The following is a 17,804-nucleotide window of genomic DNA, read 5'->3' as shown; positions in this document are numbered from 1 at the left end:
GTCGGTCACCTCCGGGTCGCCGTGCGCCGGACCCACAGATTGATGAGGACGGCTCCGAGCAGCATCACGCCGAGGAAGGCCTTGAACCAGTCGGGGTTCCAGCCCGCGTAGACGATGCCCTGGTTCACCATGCCGAACATGAAGGCGCCGAAGACGGGGCCGATGGCGGAGCCGTAGCCGCCGGTGAGCAGGCAGCCGCCGATCACGGCGGCGGCGATGTAGATGAGCTCCTGGCCGACGCCCTCGCCGGACTGCACGGTGTTGAACGAGAACAGCTGGTGCATGCCCGCGAACCAGGCGCCGAAGCCGACCAGCATGAACAGGGTGATCTTGGTGAAGGTGACGGGCACGCCGACCGCGCGGGCGCTGTCCTTGTTGCCGCCGACCGCGAAGATCCAGTTGCCGTACTTGGTGCGCAGCAGGACCCAGGTGGCCAGCGCGGCGAAGACCAGCCACCACACCACGGTGATCTTCACCTCGACACCGCCGACGTCGAAGGACGAGGCGAAGACGGCCTTGGCCTGGTCGAAACCGTCCATGTCGCTGATGTCGTCGGTGGCGACGTTGCCGGTGACCAGTTTGGTGACGGCGAGGTTGACGCCCTGGAGGATCAGGAAGGTGCCCAGGGTGACCAGGAAGCTCGGCAGGCCGGTCTTCACCAGCAGCCAGCCGTTGAAGGCGCCGACGCCCAGGGACACCGCGAGGGCGACGATCACCCCCGCCCACACGTTCATCGTGAGCTGGTAGCTGAGCATGCTCGCGGTGAGCGCCGAGGTGATCACGGCGACACCGGAGGAGAGGTCGAACTCGCCGCCGATCATCAGCAGCGCCACCGGCAGGGCCATGATGCCGATGGTCGACGACTGGTACAGGACCGTCGCCATGGAGCCGCCCTGGCGGACCGAGGGTGCGACGACGAGGAAGAACACGAGCACGGCGACGGCGCCGAGGAAGACCCCGACCTCAGGGCGGGCCAGCAGCCTGAGCGCCAGCGGGCGCCGTACGGTTCGGCCGTCCGTCTGCTGGGAGCCGGGAACCGGCGGTGTGCCCACCGCCGGTGCGGCCTGCTGGGACATGTCGCTCACCGGGTGCCCTTCGCGGCGAACCCCGCGATCTTCTCGACGTTGGACTTGTCGACGAAGGCCGGTCCGGTGAGCACCGGCTGCTCACCGCCGCCGCTGTAGTTGCCGTTGTTCTTGTACAGCCACAGGCCGTCCACGGCCAGGTAGCCCTGGAGGTAGGGCTGCTGGTCGACGGCGAACTCGATGTCGCCCTTCTTGACGGCGCCGGCCAGCTCCTTGTTGAGGTCGAAGGTGGCGACCTGGGCCTTGCTGCCCGCGTCGCCCACCGACTGCACCGCGGTCATCGCGACGGGGGCGCCGAGGGTGACGACGTGGTCGACGGAGCCGTTCTGCTTGAGCTTGGCGGTGATCGTCGACTTCACCGACGGCATGTCCGCGCCGTTGACGTAGAGGTTCTCGATCGAGCCCTGGAAGGTCTTCTTCACGCCGTCGCAGCGCTGGGTCAGGCCGACGTTGCCCTGCTCGTGGATCACGCAGACGGCCTTCTTGGCGCCGACCTCGTTCAGCTTCTTGCCGAACGCCTCGCCCGCCACCGACTCGTCCTGCCCGAAGAACTCCAGCAGGTTGAGCTTCTTCCAGTCGTTCAGGCCCGAGTTGAGTCCGACCACGGGTATGCCGGCCTGCTCGGCCTTGGCCAGCACGCTCCGCATCGCGTCCGGCTTGGCGAGGGTGACGGCGATGCCGTCGACCTTCTGGTCGATGGCGTTCTGGACGAGGTTGGCCTGGGTGCCTGCGTTGGGGTCGGCGGAGTAGACGAGCTTGATGTTGTCCTTGGCGGCGGCCGCCTCCGCGCCCTTGCGGACGATGTCCCAGAAGGTGTCGCCGGGCGCTTGGTGGGTGACCAGCGCGACCGTCATCCGGGGCGTGGTCGCCTTGCCCGCGGTGCCGCCACCGTCCCCGCCCTCCTCGGCCTTCTTTCCGCCCGAGCCGCTGGAACAGCCGGCGAGGGCCAGGGCCGCCGCCGCGGTCACGGCCACAAGGGGGGCGACTCCGCGGAAGCGGCGAGAAGAGCGGTCCATCTTTCCTGCACCTCACTGTGGTTCGGGGAGAACTCGGGGAAACTCGGAGGAGGGTAGGGCATCGAGAGGTTCGGGGCCCAGGGCCGGCAAGGACGGATCCGGGGCTGTGTGCCGCTTGCGCGGCTGGTGCGTTGGGACCGGATCCAATCCCCTGGCGCGCCCGCTGTCAATACTTTGTTAAGACATCCGTTCACGAGCTAGTCCGAATGTAAGAACAAACTCTTGACAGTGTGACCGTCCGCGTCCTACATCTGGGAGGCGGCAGGCCCCGGGATCCGTGTCCCCACCGTCGCGGGGCCCCCTGGGATCCGCACCCCAGCCCAGCCCGAGGAGCGTCGCGCATGGCAGAGCCCGTTGAGTCCGCCCAGTCCTTCGACCTGATCACCATGGGACGCATCGGAGTCGATCTCTACCCCCTGCAGTCCGGCGTACCCCTGGCCCGCGTGGAGACCTTCGGCAAGTTCCTCGGCGGTTCCGCGGCCAACGTGGCCGTCGCCGCGGCCCGGCTCGGCCGCTCCACCGCGGTGATCACCCGCACCGGCGACGACCCGTTCGGCGCGTATCTGCACGAGGCGCTGAAGGGCTTCGGCGTAGACGACCGCTGGGTCACGCCGGTCGCCGCGTACCCGACCCCGGTGACCTTCTGCGAGATCTTCCCGCCGGACGACTTCCCCCTGTACTTCTACCGCCGGCCCAAGGCCCCGGACCTGGAGATCCACACCGACGAGCTGGACCTCTCCGCCATCCGCGCGGCCCGGATCTTCTGGATCACCGGCACCGGCCTGAGCGAGGAGCCGAGCCGCTCCGCCACACTCGCCGCCCTGGCCGCGCGCGACAAGGCGGGCACCACCGTCTTCGACCTCGACTGGCGCCCGATGTTCTGGCCGGATCCCGCCCAGGCCCGCCCGTACTACGCCGAGGCGCTGCGACACGCCACCGTGGCGGTCGGCAACGTCGACGAGTGCGAGATCGCCACCGGCGTGCGCGAACCCGAGGCCTGCGCCGAGGCTCTGCTGGCGGCCGGCGTGGAACTGGCCGTCGTCAAACAGGGCCCCAAGGGTGTCCTCGCGGTGCACCGGGACGGCACCCGGGCCGAGGTCCCGCCGGTGCCCGTCGAGGTCGTCAACGGGCTCGGCGCGGGCGACGCGTTCGGCGGCTCGCTCTGCCACGGCCTGCTGTCCGGCTGGGACCTGACCACGACCATGCGGTACGCCAACGCGGCCGGCGCCCTCGTCGCCTCCCGCCTCGCCTGTTCCTCCGCGATGCCCACCCGTGCGGAGGTCGACGGCCTCCTCGCGCGAGCCACTGCCTGAACGGAGCCACCTCTTGAGCCTCACCATCCCCGACCTGACCGCGGTCCGTGCCCGGCACCCCGAGGCCGTCGCGGAGGCGGCCGCGCGCCGGGTGCGCCGGCCGCTGATCGGCGACAGCGGCCGGCTGATGATCGTGGCCGCCGACCACCCCGCGCGCGGCGCGCTCGGGGTCGGCGACCGCAGACTCGCCATGGCCAACCGGGCCGACCTGCTCGAACGCCTCTGCCTCGCGCTGTCACGGCCCGGCGTCGACGGAGTGCTCGCCACCGCCGACGTCCTGGAGGACCTGCTGCTCCTGGGGGTGCTCGACGGCAAGGTCGTCATGGGGTCGATGAACCGCGGCGGCCTGTCCGGCGCCTCCTTCGAGATGGACGACCGCTTCACCGGGCACCGCGCCCGCGACATCGCCCGGCTCCGCTTCGACGCGGGCAAGCTGCTGCTGCGCATCGACTACGACGACCCGGGCTCGCTGACCACGATGGAGTCCACCGCGCGGGCCGTCGACGAGATGGCGGAGCTGCGCCTGCCGGTCTTCGTCGAGCCGTTCATCGCGCGCCGCGCCGGCGGCAGGGTCGCCAACGACCTGTCCGCCGAGGCCGTCACCCGCTCCATCGCCATAGCGTCGGGCCTGGGCGGCACCTCCGCCTACACCTGGCTGAAACTGCCCGTCACCGAGAACCCGGACGACATGGCCGAGGTCCTGCGGACCTCCACACTGCCGGCCGTGCTGCTCGGCGGCGAGATCGGCGACGACCAGGAGGGCGCCTACGAGCGCTGGCGCAAGGCCCTCAGGCTCCCCACCGTGCAGGGCATGGTCGTCGGCCGGTCGCTGCTGTACCCGGCCACGGGCAGTGTGGAGAGCGCGGTCGACACGGCAGTGAGCCTGCTGTGACCGGGCCCTTCGGGTCCGGGCCTCGCCCCGGCCCCGCCCGCGCTCTGCCCCGGGCCCGCCCGCGCTCTGCTCCGGGTCCGCCCCGGCCCCGCCCGCGCTCCGGCCGTGAGGCCAGTGCTCCAGCCGTGATCCGCCGTGATTCGCCGTTGTCCCGCCCGCGACAAGGAGGCACTTCGTGACCAGCCCGTACCACCTCCCCGCCGGAAAGGCCCTCGGCGGGCCCTACGTCGTGGACGTGAACCCGGAGTCCGCCGGCTGGGGCCACTCAAGCCTGCGCGTCCTGGAACTGCCGCCCGGCGGCTCGCACACCTTCGGCACCGGCGACAGCGAGTGGATCGTGCTGCCGCTCAGCGGCGGCTGCACGGTCGCCGGCGACGACGACTTCGGCCGTGACACGTTCCAACTGGCCGGCCGCGAGAGCGTGTTCAGCGGCGTGAGCGACTTCGCGTACGTACCCCGCGACGCCCGCGTGACCGTCTCGTCCACCGACGGCGGACGGTTCGCGCTCACCGGCGCCCGCTGCGCCCGGCGCCTGCCCGCCCGTTACGGTCCGGCGTCCGGCGTACCGGTGGAGCTGCGCGGCACCGGGAACTGCTCCCGCCAGGTCAACAACTTCGGCGCGGCGGACGTCTTCGAGTGCGACAAGCTGATCGCCGTGGAGGTGATCACCCCGGGCGGCAACTGGTCCTCCTTCCCGCCGCACAAGCACGACGAGCACCGGCCGGGCGAGGAGTCGGTCCTGGAGGAGGTCTACTACTTCGAGTTCGCCGCCCACGACGGCACCCCCGGCCTCGGCTACCAGCGGGTCTCCCCGTCCGGTCCCGGCCGGGAGACGGACGTGCTGGCCGAGGTGCGCGGCGGTGACGTGGTCCTGATCCCGGACGGCTGGCACGGACCGTCGATGGCCGTGCCCGGCCACCACATGTACTACCTCAACGTCATGGCGGGCCCGGACGCCGAGCGCGCCTGGCTGATCTGCGACCACCCCGACCACGCGTGGATCCGCGGCACCTGGCCCGAGCAGCCCGTCGACCCCCGCCTGCCCCTGTACACCGCTCCTTCCCCGTGAGGTCACGATGAGCCACTCCACGATCCGCCTCACCGCCGCCCAGGCGCTGGTGCGGTTCCTCGCCGCCCAGTACACCGAGCGGGACGGCGTACGGCACCGGCTGATCGCCGGCACCTGGGGCATCTTCGGCCACGGCAACGTGGCCGGTCTCGGACAGGCACTGATGGAGGCGGGCGAGGACGTCATGCCGTACCACCAGGGCCGCAACGAGCAGGCCATGGTGCACGCGGCGGTCGGGTACGCCCGGCAGCGCGGCCGGCTGTCCACCCAGGCGGTCACGACGTCCATCGGACCGGGCGCCACCAACCTCGTCACGGGGGCGGCCCTGGCCACGATCAACCGCCTGCCGGTGCTCCTGCTCCCCGGCGACTACTTCGCCTCGCACGCCGCCGACCCGCTGCTCCAGCAGCTGGAGCACCCCGTCGAGGCGGACGTGTCGGTCAACGACACCCTGCGCCCGGTCTCCCGCTGGTTCGACCGGATCACCCGCCCCGAGGCCCTGATCCCCTCCGCCCTGAACGCCATGCGGGTGCTCACCGACCCGGCCGAGACCGGGGCGGTCACCCTCGCGCTGCCGCAGGACGTGCAGGCGGAGGCCTTCGACTGGCCCGAGGAGTTCTTCGCCGAGCGGGTGTGGCGGGTACGGCGTCCCGCTCCGGACCCGGCCGAACTCGCCGACGCGGTACGGGCCGTGCGGGCCGCCCGGCGCCCGCTGGTCGTCGCCGGCGGCGGCGTCCACCACAGCGGGGCCGAGGACGCGCTGAAGGCGTTCGCCGACGCCACCGGCATCCCGGTCGCCTCCACCCAGGCGGGCAAGGGTTCGTTGCGCCACGACCACCCGGCCGACCTCGGCGGCATCGGCCACACCGGCACGGCCGTCAGTGACGACCTGGCCCGCACCGCGGACCTGGTCATCGGCGTCGGCACCCGCTACACCGACTTCACCACGGCATCCGGCACGCTCTTCCAGAACCCGGAGGTCCGTTTCGTCAACCTCAACGTCACCGCGTTCGACGCCCACAAGCTGGCGGCCACGACCCTCGTCTGCGACGCGCGTACCGGCCTCACGGCGCTCTCCCAGGCACTGGACGGGCACCGTGTGGACGCCGGGTACGAGGCCGGGTACCGCGCCGGCAAGGAGCGCTGGGAGGGGGTGGTCGAGGCGGCGTTCCGCGCCGACGACGACGATGCCGTACCGACCCAGAGCCAGGTGCTGGGCGCGCTGGACGCGGTCGTGGGCGACGACGACGTGGTGATCAACGCGGCCGGTTCCCTCCCCGGTGACCTGCACAAACTGTGGCGGACCCGCTCCCCGCGCCAATACCACCTGGAGTACGGCTACTCCTGCATGGGCTACGAGATCCCGGCCGCGATCGGCGTGCAGCAGGCCGCGCCGGACACGCCGGTGTGGGCGCTGGTCGGCGACGGCACCTACCTGATGATGCCGACGGAGATCGTCACCGCCGTCCAGGAGGGCCTGCCCGTCAACGTGGTGCTGGTCCAGAACCACGGGTACGCCTCCATCGGCGGCCTGTCGGAGTCGGTGGGCGCCGAGCGCTACGGCACCGCCTACCGCTACCGCGCCGCCGAGGGCTCCTTCACCGGCGCACCCCTCCCCGTGGACCTCGCCGCGAACGCCGCCAGCCTCGGCATGGAGGTGCTGCGCGCCAAGACGGTCGGCGAACTGCGCCGGGCGCTCGGCGCGGCCCGCGCCTCCGACCGACCGACATGCGTCTACGTCGAGACCGACGTCGAGCGTCCCGCCCCGGCCGCTCCCCCGGCCGAGGCCTGGTGGGACGTGCCGGTGGCCGAGGTGGCCGCCCGTGAGCCCGCCGTCCGGGCCCGGGCGCGCTACGACCGCGAGGTGGCCGCCCGCCGCCGCCATCTGTGAACGCCCCGGCGGGGGCCGCTCCGGCCCGTGTCCCATCCGACCCGACCCGAAGGGGGTGCCGCCGTGGCGACGACCGGTGACCGGTCCTGTCCCGGGACCGTCTGCGCGCTCGATTCGCTGGACTTCGCGCTGGACCGGGGCAGTCCGGTGCCGCTGTACCACCAGTTCGCCCAGCAGCTGGAGGCCGCGATCGAACGCGGGCTCCTCACCCCGGGGAACCTCCTGGGCAACGAGATCGACCTGTCCGCGCGCCTGGGCCTGTCCCGCCCCACGGTCCGCCAGGCCATCCAGTCCCTGGTCGACAAGGGCCTGCTCGTGCGGCGGCGCGGGGTGGGCACCCAGGTGGTGCACAACCGCGTCAAGCGCCCCCTGGAGCTCAGCAGTCTCTACGACGACCTGGAGACGGCCGGGCAGGGACCGACCACCAGGGTGCTGCGCAACGAGCGGGTGCCCGCGACCGCCGACGTGGCCGCCGCGCTCGGCCTCGCGGAGGGCGCCGAGGTCACGGTGCTGGAACGGCTGCGGTTCACCCACGGCCGGCCGGTGGCGTTCCTGTGCAACCACCTTCCGACGACCCTGCTCGAACCGGACACCGCCCGGCTGGAGTCGACTGGCCTGTACCGCGTGATGCGCTCGGCGGGCATCACCCTGCACAGCGCCCGCCAGACCATCGGCGCCCGCGCGGCCACCGCCGAGGAGGCCCCCCTGCTCGACGAGCGGGAGGGCGCCGCCCTGCTCACCATGCAGCGCACGGCCTACGACGACACGGGCCGCGCGGTCGAGCACGGCACCCACGTGTACCGCGCGTCCCGGTACACCTTCGACTTCCAGCTGTTGGTGAGGACGTGACACCGCGATGCTCGGCATCGCCCGACCTCACAGCCTCGCCCTCACGGGACAACTCCCACCCCGTACGGGACCACCTTCAAGAGAGGCCCGAGGGAGACGGCTCCCCACCTCGCCGTCTCGGAGGATGCTCAGTCGAGACAGAACTCGTTGCCCTCGATGTCCTGCATCACGATGCACGACTCATTGACGCCATCGGCACGCAGCAGTCGCACGCGTTCCGCGCCGAGCGCGACCAGTCGTGCGCACTCGGCCTCGAGCGTGGCGAGGCGCTCCTCACCCACGAGCCCGGTGCCGACCCGCACGTCAAGGTGCACCCGGTTCTTGACGACCTTGCCTTCGGGAACGCGCTGGAAGTACAGCCGCGGGCCCACGCCTGAGGGATCACTGCAGGCGAACGATGCACCCTGCCGCTCAGGCGGCAGAGAGCGATCGAAGTCGTCCCACGTGGCGAACCCCTCCGGTGGCGGCGGTACGACGTATCCCAACACCTCGCACCAGAAGCGCGCGACGCGCTCAGGTTCTGCGCAGTCGAAGGTGACTTGGACCTGCTTGATCGATGACATCGGCGCACCATAGCAGGGGACTCTGTTGCTCAATACCCGGTGCGGATCCGCATGTTGTCGGCAGGTCGGCCCCTGCCGGCCGCTGCCGTGTCGTGCGCTCGCAGGGGGTGAACCGATGTCGACGCCTCCAAGGGGTTGGCCGCCGTTCCGGACCAGACCGCGGCCACGGTCCTCGCCGCCTCTCCCGACGGCAGCCTGCCGATCCGGGACCGCGCCTGCAGTCCGCAGAGGCTGATCGTGGCTGCCCGTCTGCGCGGTCAGGGGGCGCTACTGCTTCCCCTACTGGTTCCCGCACATGATCAAGGGGATGTTTCAGATTCCTCTGAAACATCCCCTGACCTGCGACTCCTTCGAGTCGGGACGACAGGATTTGAACCTGCGACCCCTTGACCCCCAGTCAAGTGCGCTACCAAGCTGCGCCACGTCCCGGTGCGCGTTCGTGCGGTGAACCGCGTGATCGCGCGAACGTCACTTTACCGCACCTGGGGGCCGCGCCGAAAAGGGGCACGGGGTCGGGGACAATCGGCGTATGAGCGGCACTTCCTTCGACAGGCCGGCGGGCGCGCGGGACCGGGACAGTGAGGGGCGGGCGCGCAACGCGCGGCCCCGGGACGGGCTCGGGCGGCCCCTGCCGTACGGCGCCGACGGTGTACCGAGGCAGCCCGAGGGCGTGGTGCGCACCCCGCCTGCGACGATCGCCGAGGCTCAGGCGCTGCTGGACGCGGGCAAGCCGTTCCACGCGCACGAGGTCTTCGAGGACGCCTGGAAGGCGGGGCCACCGGCGGAGCGCGCCCTGTGGCGGGGGCTGGCCCAGCTCGCGGTGGGGCTCACGCACGCGGCCCGCGGCAACGTCACCGGCGGCGCCCGGCTGCTGCGGCGCGGGGCGGGGGCGGTGGAGGAGTGGGTGGCGGACACCGGGGAGCGCACTCCGTACGGCATGGACGTACCCGGGGTGGTGGCGTGGGCGCGGGAGCTGGCGGACGCCGTGGGCAGCGGGGCGGCGGGTGCCGTGGACGCCGCGGAACGGGCGCCTCGGCTGCGTGGCGGCGGGGCGTAGCCTGCGGGCGGCGTGAGCGGTGCCGGTAGCGGTCGGTGCGGCGCCGGTGGACGCGTTGTCAGTGCCGTACGGCAGACTCGGGGCGTGCGAAAGATTCATGTGATCGGCATCGGCGCGGGCGACCCCGACCAGCTCACCCTCCAGGCTGTCAGGGCGCTGCGCGACACGGACGTGTTCTTCGTCCTCGACAAGGGCGAGGCGAAGTCGGACCTCGTACAGCTGCGCCGGGACATGCTTCGCACGCACATACCGGAGGGGACGTACCGCGTGGTGGAGGCGCGTGACCCGGAGCGGGACCGGGCGGCGGGCGGTTCCGCCTACTCCCCCGCCGTCGGCGACTGGCGCAGCGCACGCGCGGACATCTACGAGCGGCTGATCACGGGGGAACTGGGCGAGGACGAGACCGGCGCGTTCCTGGTGTGGGGCGATCCGGCGCTGTACGACAGCACGCTCGGCATCCTCCAGGAGGTGCTGGCGCGGGGCACGGTGGACTTCGCGTACGACGTGGTGCCCGGCATCAGCAGCGTCTCGGCCCTGGTGGCCCGGCATCGTACGGGGCTCAACCGGGTCGCCCGGCCCGTGCAGATCACCACCGGGCGGCGGCTGGCCGAGGGGTTCCCGGACGGCGTGGACGACGTGGTGGTGATGCTCGACGCACACCAGGCCTTCCGGCACTTCGCCGACCAGGACATCGACATCTACTGGGGCGCCTACATAGGCACCCCGGAGGAGATCCTCGTCTCCGGCCCGATCGCCGAGGCCACGCCGCGCATCGAGCGACTGCGGGCCGAGGCACGCGAGCGCAAGGGGTGGATCATGGACACGTATCTGCTGCGCCGCAAGCCCGAGGGTCGGCCGGAGAGGGCGGAGTAGGCCGGTCGGCCCGGCCGAGGCGCTCAAGGACGGCCGCGACGTCCGGTACGGCGGTCAGCTCCGGAGGCAGCGGCGGACGGCGTACGACGACGACCGGCAGCCCGAGTTCCCGCGCGGCCGAGAGTTTGGCCGCGGTCGCCGCTCCCCCGCTGTCCTTGGTCACCAGCACGTCGATGCGGTGCTCCCTGAGCAGCTGTGTCTCGCCGGCCACGGTGAACGGCCCGCGGGCGAGCACCACCCGTGTGTCCGGGGGCATCGGCGGCTCGGGCGGCTCGACCGACCGTACGACGAAGTGCGTCTCGGCCAGGTGGGCGAAGGCGGCGAGGCCCAGCCGTCCCGTGGTCAGGAACGCCCGGCGCCCCAGCCGCGGCAGCAGCTCCGCCGCAGCGTGCAGCGAGGCGACCGGGTGCCAGCGGTCCCCGGGGCCCGGCCGCCATCCGGGCCGGCGCAGGACCACCACGGGTACGCCGGTCGCCGCCGCGGCCCGCGCCGCGTTCCGCGTGATCACCTCGGCGAAGGGGTGGGTGGCGTCGACGACGGCGTCCACGCGGTGCTCGCGCAGCCAGGAGGCCAGCCCCTCCGCCCCACCGAACCCTCCGACCCGTACGTCCCCGTCGAGCGCTCCCGGCCGCGTCACCCGCCCCGCCAGCGAACTGGTCACCCGCACCCCGTCCCGCGCCGCGAGCACCGTGGCCAGTTCACGGGCCTCGGCGGTTCCACCGAGAACCAGGATGTGCGAGGACATGACATCGAGCGTAGGGGGTGACGGACGGGGGCGGCACCAAGGGTGCGGGCGACGAGGGCGCGAGGTCCCGCCGGCCGGGCCCTGTCGGCCGGCGGGCCTCATCCGCGTGCGGTGCGTGTCCTCACGCGCGTGCGGTACGTGGCATCACCTGCGATTCGAACCCGCGATTCGGCATGGCACCGCGCGCGGCATCGCCTACCGACGCTGCGTGGCGCGGCGCATCGCGGAGGCGAGCGTGTCCGCACGGCCATCGGCCTGGCCGTCCCCGGCGCCGTGGCCTGCCCCCAAGATCCCCGGCCCACCGCGCGTCGGGCGGGTGCGCCCGGCCGCGGACCAGCAGGCGCAAAACGCCCAGGGGCTCAAGGCGCCCAGAGGCTGATGCGTGGTCGGCGCGGGAACCCCGGGCAACGGGTGGGCGGGCTCAACGCTGCTGCCCGGCTCGGTGCAGGTCGTGTGCGGACAGGGGGCCCACCGACCAGCCGGCGTCGTGGCAGGCGCGGAGAAGGCCGGGCAGGGCGCCGAGGGTCGCCTGCCAGGAATCGGGGGCGCAGGCGTGGTCGGTGTCGTGCAGGAGGATCGTGCCGCCGCCGCGAAGGTCCGCGGTGACGGTCGTGCGGACGGAGGCGGGGGTCGCGTCCGCCGTCCAGTCGCGGCCCCAGGCGGTCCACAGCACGGGGCGCAGACCCGCGCGCCGGGCGGCGGCCCAGCGGCCCGCGGTGAGAATGCCGTAGGGCGGGCGGTACCACCGCGGCCGCAGGCCCGTGGTGTCGTGCACGGCGAGGACCGCCCGCGCGGTCTCCCGGACGTCCCGGGCCGGAGCCGGCAGCCAGGGGCGGCTGTGGGTCCACCCGTGCACGGCGAGTTCGTGCCCCCGGTCCGCGATGTGCCGGGTGAGGCCGGGGAATCGGGCCACTCTCTCGCCCAGGACGAAGAACGTGGCGCGTACGTGCAGCCGGTCCAGCTCGTCCAGGAAGTGTGGCGTGGAGTACGGGTCCGGGCCGTCGTCGAAGGTCAGTGCGACGTGGTCGGGGCGGCCGGTCCCGGCGAGGCCGGGGAAGCACAGGGCCCGCAAGCGGGGCAGCCAGGTGGCCGCCGGGACGATGTGGGCGGCCGCGACGGCGGCCACCGGTGTGAGGGCCGCCAGCGCGGTGCGCGCGGGACGGCTGCCTGGTCCTGCCACCTGCCGACTCCTCCTCACCGGTGCTCTGCCCGCCACCTGCCGACTCCTTCTCGTGCTCATGGCCTCACGGGTGCTCCGCCTGCGCCCTTCCCGGACCGGAGGCCGCGCCGACCGCCGATTCCGCGTCCCACTTGCCCGAGACGGCGGGGGAACGGGACAGACCCACCGTCCCGGCCGCGAGCAGACCGATACCGATCGCCTCGGGCACCATGCGTACGCCCAGGGCGATGTGTTCCCCGAACAGCGCCCATCCCAGCGCCACGCTCGTCAAGGCGTCGCCGAGGGTGAGGGCGGGCTGGGAGGCGACGAGTGTGCCCGCCCGGAAGGCGCACTGGAGCAGTCCGAAGGCGGCCAGCCCGGTGATCGCCGTGGCGTACGGCGTCCAGTTGGACGCCAGCACGGCCAGGCCCTGCGGATAGAGGCCCGTCACCTCCTTGAGAAGGGCGGCCGTCGCCGCGAACAGCACGGCCGAGGCCAGACCGAGCACGGCGGCCCGGGGCGGGCCCTTGACCAGCCGCGCCACGCCGATCAGCAGGAGCACCAGGCACGCCAGGGCGACGCCGACAGGGATCCAGCGCGCGCCCTCGGCCGTCGCGCGTCCGGCGGACGGCGAGGCGGCGCCGAGGAAGACGGCCAGTCCGGCGGCCAGGGCGAGGAAGGACAGCCAGGTGATCCGGGCCGGCCGCCGGCGGAAGACGATGCTGCCCATCGCCAGCGTGAACAGCAGTTCGGTCGCCAGCAGGGGCTGGACGAGTGACAGGCTCCCGACGGCCAGCGCCGCGGCCTGCAACACCGCGGACACGGCCAGCATGGCGGCCCCGGCCAGCCAGAACCGCCGCCGTCTGACCTTGACGGCGTGCGGCGTACCCACGGCGACCGGCCCGTGTCCGCCCTCCGCCGCCCGGGGATCCTGGCCGCCGCCATCCCCGCGCCGGTCCGGCGTCTCGCCCGCCGTACCGCCGGTGCGCCGGTCGCCCCCTTCCCCGCCCTCCGGTGTCTCCGTCGTCTCCGTCGCCGCGCGCCTCATCAGTACCGAGGCCGCGGCGTTGGCGCACGCGGCGAACAGTGCGAGGACGACGGTGAGCACGTTCACCCCGTGCGTCACCCGAACCGTGCGGCGAGGCGGCGGTACAGGCCGGGCGCGGCACCGCGCACCCGGCCCGGCAGCCGGGTCCAGCCGGGGACGTACACCTCGTCCCGGCCCCGCGACACCGCCTCCCACACCGCGTCGGCGACCCGGCTCGCCGGGACGGGCCGGGGCCGGGAGCGCCGGTAGGGCACTCCGCGGCGGTCGAAGAACGGCGTGTCGACCACCCCGGGCACCACATGGCTGATGCCGACCCCCGTGCCGCGCAGTTCGTAGCGCACGGCGTCGGCGAAGGCGCCCAGCGCGGCCTTGGCGGCGGAGTAGACGGCCTCGTCGCGGACACCGACCGTGCCCGCCAGGGAGCCGATGATGACCACGCGGCCCGTGCCCTGCCTGATCATCTGGGGCAGCAGCAGCCGGATCAGGTGCAGCGTCGCCAGCACGTTGACGTCGAACAGCTCGTCGATGGCGGGCTGCGGCATGGTGCTGAACGGCCCGGCCCACCCGATGCCCGCGCCCGCCACCAGCAGGTCGACGCGGCCGACGCTGTCGAGCGCGAACTCCGCCAGCCGCCGCTCGGCGCCCTCGCCGGACAGGTCCGCCGGGAAGGCCACGGCCGAGGTGCTCCGGGCGACCTCCTCCAGCCGTGCGCGGTCGCGCCCGTTGAGCACCAGGCGCCAGCCGCCCTCCGCGGCGAGCCGTCGTGCCACGGCCGCGCCGATCCCGGACGAGGCCCCGGTCACCAGCGCGCCCCCGCCCGGCGCCGCGGCACCGCCGGTCCGGCCGGGCGCGGCGCTCGGCGCCGCCGGTGCCTCGACCGGCGTGCCGGAGCCGGACCGTACGCGGGAGGGGGCGTGGGACATCGGGACGCACCTCGAGGATCGGACGGACCGAGGGCCGCCGGTGCGGCCCCGGCGGTACGGGACGGCCTCCGGGCTGGTGAAGTATCCCGGAGGCTGTGCCCGAAACGTGGGACGGGCGGAAGGGTGTGCCCGTTCGTTTGACTGCGGTGGGTGAGGGTTACTCACTTCCAGTGTCGTCCGAATCGTCCGTGCCGCCACCGCTGCCCGCCGCCCGCGAGCCCGGCACGCGCCACGCGCCCGCCCGGCCGGCCCCGACGTCCCCGCCGGAGGCGGAGCGGCTGCTCGTGGTGACCGCGAGCATGGGGTCGGGCCATGACACGGTGGCCGCGGAACTGGCCCGCCGCGCCCGCGCCGCCGGCAAGGAGGCCCGTGTCGTGGACGTGCTGGCCCTGCTGCCGGGCGGTCTGGGTAGCGGCCTGCGCGGCTTCTACCGGACCGTCGTGCGTCGGGCCCCCTGGGTCTACGCCGGTATCTACGGCCTGTTCCTCGCACCCGGCCCCCGGCCACGCCCGAGCGGCACCCCGCTGGCACGGCTGGCCGGTGGGCGTCTGCTGAGCCTGGTGGGTGAGTGGCGGCCCGATGTCGTCGTGCCGGTCTTCCATCTGGCCGCCCAGCTCACCGGTCACCTCCGGGCGCGCGGCGCGCTGCGGGTGCCCAGCGCGGTGGTCGTCGTCGACTTCGCGGCGCACCGGCAGTGGCTGCATCCGGGCAACGACCTGCATGTGTGCCTCACGGACGAGACCGCTCGGGAGGTCCGGAGGGGCACCGGCCGGGCGGCGGAGGCGACCGGTCCGGTCGTGGCACCGGAGTTCTTCGCCGCGGGACCGGGGACGGCGGTGTGGCGGCGCCGGCTGGAGCGGCACGGCGACGGGCGGCCCGCGGTGCTGGTCTCCGCGGGCGCCTGGGGAGCCGGCAGCCGGCTGGCCGACACGGCCCGGCTGCTCGCCGCGCACGGTTTCCTGCCGGTCGTGCTCTGCGGACGCAACGAACGGCTGCGCCGCGCCCTGTCCGCGGCGCCGGGGGTCCTCACCCCCGGTTGGGTGACGGACATGCCGGAGTTGCTGCACGCGTGTGCCGCCCTGGTGGACAACGCGGCCGGGCAGACCGCGGTACAGGCGCTCGCCGCGGGCCTGCCCGTCGTCGGCCACCGCCCGCTGCCCGGACACGGCGCGGAGGGGCTGCGCCGTATGGCGGCCCTCGGCGTCTGCGACCACGCGCCCGACCCTGATGCCCTGCTGCGCGCCCTGGCCCGCCTCACGGCGCCGGGCGCACCACGTGAGGAACGGATCGCGGCCGGGCGCGCCCTCTTCCGGGAGGACCCGCTCGACCTGGTCGTACGGGCCGCGGGAGCGAGCCGCCCTTCCTAGTGCCCCGACAGGCAACGTTCGCCCCGTCGCGACGCCAGGCACGGTCCCTCAAGCTCTTCGAGCAGGGGGACCCCCAGAGCACGCACCGGACGCCGCTCCTTGACGGGCAAACGTTGCCTGCCACGGCACTGGGCTCCGTCCCTCTGGGGACTTCTCAGGGCCGGTCGCCCCGGGTCTCGTCCCGCCGGAGGTCCAGGCGTCCTACGCGGGCGACGTTCTCGCGGTCCTCGGTGTCCTCGCTCGGCGCGGCGGCGAACCAGGCGTCGAGGATCTCCTTGAGCAGCGGTTCGGAGGTCAGCCGCAGGCCGAGCGCCAGCACATTGGCGTCGTTCCAGCGGCGTGCGCCGTCCGCCGTGTAGGCGTCGGTGCACAGAGCGGCGCGTACACCGGGCACCTTGTTCGCGGCGATGGACGCGCCCGTGCCGGTCCAGCAGCACACGACGGCCTGGTCGGCCCGCCCCTCGGCGACGTCACGGGCCGCGGCGGCCGAGCACGCCGCCCACTGCGGGTCGTCCCCGGGGCGCAGCGCACCGTGGGTCACCACCTCGTGCCCGCGCTCGCGCAGCAGGGCGACCAGCGAGCGGGCGACGGGTTCGGCCATGTCCGAGGAGACGGAGATCCGCATGTGCCGGAGACTACTCAGCGCGCCGGCCGGACTCCAAGGGCGCCCGCCCGCTCCGGCCGGCGACGGCGCGCGCGTCCTCCCGCGGGCGCGTCCGCGAGAACCACGCCATCCCCGCGTCTAGGAGAACCACGCCATCCCGAGGAGCACCGCGGAGACGAAGAGGACGGCGCCGCCCACGACGGCGGCGGCACGGGAGTGGCGGCGCAGCGAGGAGCGCAGTCCGGGTCGGCGCGGGGGCACCCGGTGCACGCTGGTGTTCCAGCCGGAGTCCATGCCGGCGGCCCCCGACGCGACCCCGGCGCGGGCGGGAGCGGGGGTGGGAGCGGCGGCGGCGCGGCGGTGCACGGGAGCCGTGCCCCGCTGGCTCGGACCGCGGTGCTGCCCGCGTCCCCCGCCGCCGTCCCACTGCTCCGGGGGAAGCGGTTCGGGAACGCCAAGCCACGCGCCGCCCGCGAACCAGTCCGCTGCCTGCCGGGCCGTGGGCCGTTCCTCGGGCCGTTTGGCCAGCATGCTCAGCAGGTACGCCTCGAAGGCGGGCGGCAGCGCCGCGCCCCGCTGGTGCGGCGGTACGGGCGGGGAGTCGACGTGCTGGTAGAGCAGCGCGGTCGCGGTCGACGCCTCGAAGGGCGGGGAGCCGACGGACAGGTGGTAGAGCACGCAGCCCAGTGAGTACATGTCGGAGGCCGCGCTCGCCGGGGTGCCGATGGCCCGTTCGGGCGCCAGGTAGAGACCGGTGCCGACGATCTGCCCGGTGGTGGTGAGCGCGCCGGAGGGGTCGTCGACGAAGCGGGCTATGCCGAAGTCGGCGATGCGGACGGTGCCCTGGTGGTCGCTGAGCAGGTTGCCGGGCTTGACGTCCCGGTGCACGATGCCCTGGGCGTGCGCCGCGGCGAGGCCCTCGGCGGAGTGCTGGGCCACCTGGGCCAGCCGTTCCGGCGAGAGCGGGCCGCCGGCGGTCAGTTCACCGGCCAGGCTGTCGCCCTCGATGAGTTCCATCACGAGGAAGCAGCGGTCCTCCCAGGCGCCGAAGTCGAGCGTCCCGACCACGTGCGGATGGTTCAGCCGGGCCGAGGTCTGCGCCTCCAGTCTGAACCGGGCCTCGGCGGAGGCGTCCGACCCGTCGTTCAGCAGCAGTTTGACCGCGATCGGTCTGCCGAGCACCTCGTCGAGGCCTCGCCAGACCTCGCCCATTCCGCCGCGCCCGATGACCGTCTGCAGCCGGTACCGCCCCGCCACCAGCACCCGTAGCCCCGCCCTCAAGATCCCCGAAGTCCCGCCCTCACGACCGCTCCCCGCAGCGGGCGCGGCAGCAGCCGGGCAGCGCATGCG

The 17,804-nt window shown here is 73.6% G+C and carries 17 protein-coding genes and 1 tRNA gene; 8 read left to right on the top strand and 10 right to left on the bottom strand.

Going from position 1 to position 17,804, the window contains the following annotated elements:
• Nucleotides 1-5 precede the first annotated feature (5 nt).
• Together ACFY3J_RS20805 and ACFY3J_RS20800 are read right to left on the bottom strand one after the other, a co-directional pair.
• Nucleotides 6-1,076 (bottom strand): ABC transporter permease, encoded by a 1,071-nt coding sequence (locus tag ACFY3J_RS20805; protein ID WP_384176887.1) that lies wholly within the window; start codon nucleotides 1,074-1,076, stop codon nucleotides 6-8.
• Nucleotides 1,077-1,081: 5 nt separating this feature from the next.
• A complete protein-coding gene (locus ACFY3J_RS20800; protein ID WP_384176505.1) occupies nucleotides 1,082-2,101 on the bottom strand; it encodes a sugar ABC transporter substrate-binding protein in 1,020 nt (339 codons plus the stop codon).
• 341 nt (nucleotides 2,102-2,442) lie between these two features.
• Between ACFY3J_RS20800 and iolC the strand changes: the two genes are divergently transcribed.
• The 5 genes from iolC (at nucleotide 2,443) to ACFY3J_RS20775 (ending at nucleotide 8,115) form a co-directional block, all read left to right on the top strand.
• Complete coding sequence (iolC, locus tag ACFY3J_RS20795; RefSeq protein WP_384176503.1) at nucleotides 2,443-3,414, top strand: 5-dehydro-2-deoxygluconokinase; 972 nt, start codon at nucleotides 2,443-2,445, stop codon at nucleotides 3,412-3,414.
• Between the two features lie 13 nt (nucleotides 3,415-3,427).
• Nucleotides 3,428-4,306, top strand: coding sequence for a deoxyribose-phosphate aldolase (locus ACFY3J_RS20790; RefSeq protein WP_384176501.1), 879 nt, complete (start codon nucleotides 3,428-3,430; stop codon nucleotides 4,304-4,306).
• Nucleotides 4,307-4,481: 175 nt separating this feature from the next.
• Nucleotides 4,482-5,375, top strand: coding sequence for a 5-deoxy-glucuronate isomerase (iolB, locus tag ACFY3J_RS20785; protein WP_384176499.1), 894 nt, complete (start codon nucleotides 4,482-4,484; stop codon nucleotides 5,373-5,375).
• Between the two features lie 7 nt (nucleotides 5,376-5,382).
• Nucleotides 5,383-7,266, top strand: a complete 1,884-nt coding sequence (iolD, locus tag ACFY3J_RS20780; RefSeq protein ID WP_390841438.1) for a 3D-(3,5/4)-trihydroxycyclohexane-1,2-dione acylhydrolase (decyclizing) — start codon at nucleotides 5,383-5,385, stop codon at nucleotides 7,264-7,266.
• 63 nt (nucleotides 7,267-7,329) lie between these two features.
• A complete protein-coding gene (locus ACFY3J_RS20775) occupies nucleotides 7,330-8,115 on the top strand; it encodes a GntR family transcriptional regulator (protein WP_384176495.1) in 786 nt (261 codons plus the stop codon).
• Between the two features lie 128 nt (nucleotides 8,116-8,243).
• On the opposite strand, the gene ACFY3J_RS20770 is transcribed toward ACFY3J_RS20775, so the two are convergent.
• On the bottom strand, nucleotides 8,244-8,678 hold the full coding sequence (locus ACFY3J_RS20770; RefSeq protein ID WP_384176493.1) for a VOC family protein: 435 nt from the start codon (nucleotides 8,676-8,678) through the stop codon (nucleotides 8,244-8,246).
• 355 nt (nucleotides 8,679-9,033) lie between these two features.
• A tRNA-Pro gene (locus ACFY3J_RS20765) sits at nucleotides 9,034-9,107 on the bottom strand.
• A gap of 100 nt (nucleotides 9,108-9,207) precedes the next feature.
• Between ACFY3J_RS20765 and ACFY3J_RS20760 the strand changes: the two genes are divergently transcribed.
• Together ACFY3J_RS20760 and cobF are read left to right on the top strand one after the other, a co-directional pair.
• Entirely contained in the window at nucleotides 9,208-9,735 is a 528-nt protein-coding gene (locus ACFY3J_RS20760) for a DUF309 domain-containing protein (protein WP_390841437.1), read from the top strand.
• A gap of 84 nt (nucleotides 9,736-9,819) precedes the next feature.
• On the top strand, nucleotides 9,820-10,608 hold the full coding sequence (gene cobF, locus ACFY3J_RS20755; RefSeq protein WP_390841436.1) for a precorrin-6A synthase (deacetylating): 789 nt from the start codon (nucleotides 9,820-9,822) through the stop codon (nucleotides 10,606-10,608).
• Here cobF and ACFY3J_RS20750 read toward each other — a convergent pair.
• The 4 genes from ACFY3J_RS20750 to ACFY3J_RS20735 all read right to left on the bottom strand — a co-directional run bounded on the left by ACFY3J_RS20750 (nucleotide 10,550) and on the right by ACFY3J_RS20735 (nucleotide 14,483).
• The gene (locus ACFY3J_RS20750; protein WP_390841435.1) at nucleotides 10,550-11,353 is read right to left on the bottom strand and encodes a cobalt-precorrin-6A reductase; all 804 of its coding nucleotides are present in this window, start codon (nucleotides 11,351-11,353) and stop codon (nucleotides 10,550-10,552) included. The two genes, cobF and ACFY3J_RS20750, sit on opposite strands and share 59 nt — an antisense overlap.
• 421 nt (nucleotides 11,354-11,774) lie before the next feature.
• Complete coding sequence (locus ACFY3J_RS20745) at nucleotides 11,775-12,497, bottom strand: polysaccharide deacetylase family protein (protein WP_390841473.1); 723 nt, start codon at nucleotides 12,495-12,497, stop codon at nucleotides 11,775-11,777.
• Nucleotides 12,498-12,597: 100 nt separating this feature from the next.
• Nucleotides 12,598-13,626 (bottom strand): DMT family transporter, encoded by a 1,029-nt coding sequence (locus tag ACFY3J_RS20740; RefSeq protein WP_384176486.1) that lies wholly within the window; start codon nucleotides 13,624-13,626, stop codon nucleotides 12,598-12,600.
• A gap of 8 nt (nucleotides 13,627-13,634) precedes the next feature.
• Nucleotides 13,635-14,483, bottom strand: a complete 849-nt coding sequence (locus tag ACFY3J_RS20735) for an SDR family NAD(P)-dependent oxidoreductase (protein WP_390841434.1) — start codon at nucleotides 14,481-14,483, stop codon at nucleotides 13,635-13,637.
• 299 nt (nucleotides 14,484-14,782) lie between these two features.
• Between ACFY3J_RS20735 and ACFY3J_RS20730 the strand changes: the two genes are divergently transcribed.
• Nucleotides 14,783-15,850, top strand: coding sequence for a galactosyldiacylglycerol synthase (locus ACFY3J_RS20730; RefSeq protein ID WP_390841472.1), 1,068 nt, complete (start codon nucleotides 14,783-14,785; stop codon nucleotides 15,848-15,850).
• Between the two features lie 154 nt (nucleotides 15,851-16,004).
• Here ACFY3J_RS20730 and ACFY3J_RS20725 read toward each other — a convergent pair whose 3' ends face one another.
• Entirely contained in the window at nucleotides 16,005-16,475 is a 471-nt protein-coding gene (locus ACFY3J_RS20725; RefSeq protein ID WP_141356133.1) for an RpiB/LacA/LacB family sugar-phosphate isomerase, read from the bottom strand.
• Nucleotides 16,476-16,592: 117 nt separating this feature from the next.
• Nucleotides 16,593-17,735 (bottom strand): serine/threonine-protein kinase, encoded by a 1,143-nt coding sequence (locus ACFY3J_RS20720; protein WP_384176481.1) that lies wholly within the window; start codon nucleotides 17,733-17,735, stop codon nucleotides 16,593-16,595.
• Nucleotides 17,736-17,804: the final 69 nt, after the last annotated feature.

Source organism: Streptomyces sp. NPDC001231 (assembly GCF_042896885.1).
Taxonomy (GTDB): Bacteria; Actinomycetota; Actinomycetes; order Streptomycetales; family Streptomycetaceae; genus Streptomyces.
Note: the sequence above shows the minus strand (reverse complement) of the source record. Positions and strands in the feature narration are given on the sequence as shown.